Genomic DNA, 357 nt, shown 5'->3' on the forward strand with positions numbered 1-357 from the left:
GTCTGATTAATTGAGTTAGCGATTATAATTCGTTAATTAAAACTCAAATAACGCGGTGTTCTCGGTTTATTGTTTTGTTAATAAAGAAATTAGATAGTATTTAGTTTTCAAAGTACAAACTCTATCAACCTTATGGTTGATAATGGAGAATAACGGAATCGAACCGATGACCTCCTGCTTGCAAAGCAGGTGCTCTCCCAGCTGAGCTAATTCCCCATATGGGCCTAAATGGACTTGAACCATCGACCTCACGCTTATCAGGCGTGCGCTCTAAACCAGCTGAGCTATAGGCCCAAATAAGCGTCTTATAGGTTAAAGTTTTAAGAGGTAAACCTCTCAAAACTAAACAAAGTTTCT

General features: G+C 38.4%; 2 tRNA genes. Both read right to left on the bottom strand.

What is annotated here, in order from left to right:
* Positions 1 to 143: 143 nt before the first annotated feature.
* A tRNA-Ala gene (locus LMC10_RS02130) sits at positions 144 to 216 on the bottom strand.
* Between the two features lie 3 nt (positions 217 to 219).
* Positions 220 to 294 (bottom strand) — tRNA-Ile (locus LMC10_RS02135).
* Positions 295 to 357 lie beyond the last annotated feature (63 nt).

It is taken from the genome of Limosilactobacillus reuteri subsp. simiae (assembly GCF_020784875.1).
GTDB classification, from domain to species: Bacteria; Bacillota; Bacilli; order Lactobacillales; family Lactobacillaceae; genus Limosilactobacillus; species Limosilactobacillus reuteri_H.